The sequence below is a fragment of the Protofrankia sp. CiP1_Cm_nod1 genome, from assembly GCF_920888515.1.
Classification (GTDB): Bacteria; Actinomycetota; Actinomycetes; order Frankiales; family Frankiaceae; genus Protofrankia.
This window is the reverse complement of record NZ_CAKKTM010000039.1, coordinates 1-2,633: the sequence shown is the minus strand read 5'-3', so window position 1 is coordinate 2,633 and position 2,633 is coordinate 1. Positions and strand designations below refer to the sequence as shown.

Annotated in this window: 2 protein-coding genes and 1 pseudogene; all 3 read left to right on the top strand. The window is 72.9% G+C overall.

Annotated features, from left to right (window positions below; genetic code table 11):
* Positions 1-321: pseudogene (locus NBX02_RS02605) on the top strand (hypothetical protein); the annotation flags it as partial.
* A 396-nt stretch (positions 322-717) separates the two neighbouring features.
* Positions 718-1,695, top strand: coding sequence for an aldo/keto reductase (locus tag NBX02_RS02600; RefSeq protein WP_250286440.1), 978 nt, complete (start codon positions 718-720; stop codon positions 1,693-1,695).
* Positions 1,696-2,038: 343 nt separating this feature from the next.
* Positions 2,039-2,633, top strand: a 595-nt coding sequence (locus NBX02_RS02595; protein WP_250289818.1) for a helix-turn-helix domain-containing protein, incomplete at its 3' end; no start/stop codon positions are given.

The following is a 2,633-nucleotide window of genomic DNA, read 5'->3' as shown; positions in this document are numbered from 1 at the left end:
CCGGGCGCTGAGGCGGCCGGCGGCGGGCCGGCCCCGCCGGCGGGTGCGCGGGTGCGGGTGCGCCACGACGTCGTGCCCGCGGACGTGGCCGCGCCGCAGTTCTTCACCGCGCTGATCCGGCACGTCACCGCCGTGACCCCGGTTGTCCACCACGTCCGCGTCCGGGAGCTGCTGGAACGCCGTAACCTGCCGGTCTCCGAGGCGGACGCCGACGCGCTGGCCGCCGAGGCGAACACGGCCACGGGCACCGGCCCGGCGGCGAGGCCGACCGAGCCGGCCGGCCCGCTCATGATCGACGTAACGCTCTTTCCCGATCTCTAGGGATCTCCAGGCGCGATCTCCAGGACGACCCCGGGTGATCCGTCCCAGGATCACGTATGCAAATCTTGCTCTCAGTAAGCAGAACGCATGTCAACCGGATAATCATGACACCATCAAGAGCGCGACGGCCGCCTCCCCGGATGCTTTCATGCTTGTGCAAGCGTTCGCGTGCAAGCGTTCCGCAAGCGTTCAAGGCCCGCAGTCAGTCGCCGGAACACCACAGTCAGCCACCAAGCATCGGGTGGCACCTCCCAACCGGGTGGCGATACCGACCGGACGGTGACAACAGCCGGCCAGCGACGACGGTTGGCGAGGCCGGTCGCCCTGAGTCCCGATCTCGCATGGGGGTAGGTAGTGACAGTGACCCTTCCCACGACACCGTTCGGCACGACCGGCATGAACATCACCCGGGTCGGCTTCGGGGCCTGGGCGGTCGGAGGCACCGGCTACGCCTTCGGGTGGGGCGCCCAGGACGACGAGGAGTCCGTGGCCGCCATCCGGCACGCGGCCGCCTCCGGGGTGAACTGGATCGACACCGCGGCCGGCTACGGCCTCGGGCACTCCGAGGAGATCGTGGCCCGCGCCCTGGCCGGCATCCCCGCGGCGGACCGTCCGTACGTGTTCACCAAGTGCGGGCTGATCTGGGACGCTTCGGCGCCCGGCGGTGGCGCCTTCGCCCAGGTGGGCGCCGCCGACTCGATCCGGCGGGAGGTCGACGCGTCCCTGCGCCGGCTCAATGTCGAGCGGATCGACCTCTACCAGCTGCACTGGCCGCCGCAGGACGGCACACCGGTCGAGGACGCCGTCGCGACACTGCACGAGCTGCGCGCGGCCGGGAAGATCCGCTCGGTGGGCGTGTCCAACTTCGACGTCGACCTGCTCGAACGGGTCGCGTCGGTGGGTGGCGTGGAGGCCCTGCAGCCACCGTTCTCCGCGATCAGGCGGGAGGCCGCCGCGGAAATCCTGCCGTACTGCGCCAAGCGCGACATCGGCGTCATCGTCTACAGCCCGATGCAGGCGGGCCTCCTCACCGGCGCCTGGTCCGCCCAGCGTTCGGCCACCCTGCCGGCCGACGACTGGCGGCGCCGGTCGCCTGACTTCACCGGTGAGCCGCTGCATCGCAACCTGGCCCTCGCCGACGTGCTGCGCGGCGTTGCGAAGCGGCACGGGGTCAGCGTCGCCGCGGCCGCCGTCGCCTGGGCCCTCGCCTTCGACGGGGTGACCGGCGCCATCGTCGGCGCGCGCCGCCCGTCCCAGGTCGACGGCTGGATCGCGGCCGCCACCCTCACCCTGACCGCGGACGATCTCGACGACATCGAGCTGGGTATCGACCGCCTCGGCGTCGGCTCCGGGCCGTCCCGTCCGATGTGGTGACAACCGATGTGATGACGGGCATCGGCTGAAATTCTCCGGGCACCGGGAGAAGCGGATCCGGCCGATGACGGAAACGGGCCCGGTGGGCCGTCGGACGGCCCACCGGGCCCGCCGGATCATCCGCTGGCAACAGCATCCGCTGGCAACAGGATGTGGCTCGGCGCGGGCCGGCGCGCGGCGTCCGGATGAATCGCCGCCCGGACCGCTGAGGAAGGCCGGATCGGCTCCGGCGAGGCTCAGATCCCAATGGGCCCGATGGCAATACGGGATGATCGCAGTGAAGTCACCATGAACGGGTGCCCTCCCGCAGCCAGCCGCCACGCCGACCGAGCCCTCTGCCGCGATGACCCCGGACAGCGCGGCCCCCGGCAACGCGGCCCCCGGCAACGCGATCCCCGGCAACGCGGCCTCTGACAGCGCGGCTCCTGGCAGCAGGATCACGGGCGAGGTGGCCCCTGGCAAGGCGCTTCCCGGCGAGGCCGCCCCCGGCGAGGCGCTCCCCGATGAGCTGATCTCCGGCAAGGCCGCCTCCGGCGAGCTGATCCCCGGCGAGATGGTCCTGGCCTCGGATGCCGCGACGGACGACGGCGTCCGGCGGGAGGCCCGCCAGGAGGCGCGGCAGCGGGAGCTTGGCAGGTTCCTCCAGGCCCACCGCGAGCGGGTGCCCGGCCTGCCGCGGGAACAGGTGGCGGCGGCGTCCGGCCTGCAGCTCGTCTGGTACACCTGGCTCGAGCAGGGACGGGTCCAGGCGTCCGAAGAGGTCGTCGAAGCGGTCGCGCGGACGCTGCGGCTGGACGCCGACGCCCGGCGGCACGCCCTGGCGCTGCTGGGGACGTCCGCGCGGACGTCCCCGCCGCCGCACCAGCCGCCGCGGCGGACGCGACAGCCACCCCAGTCGCAGCGGACGCGGGCTGCCGTCCGCCTGCTGCGTCCCGTCC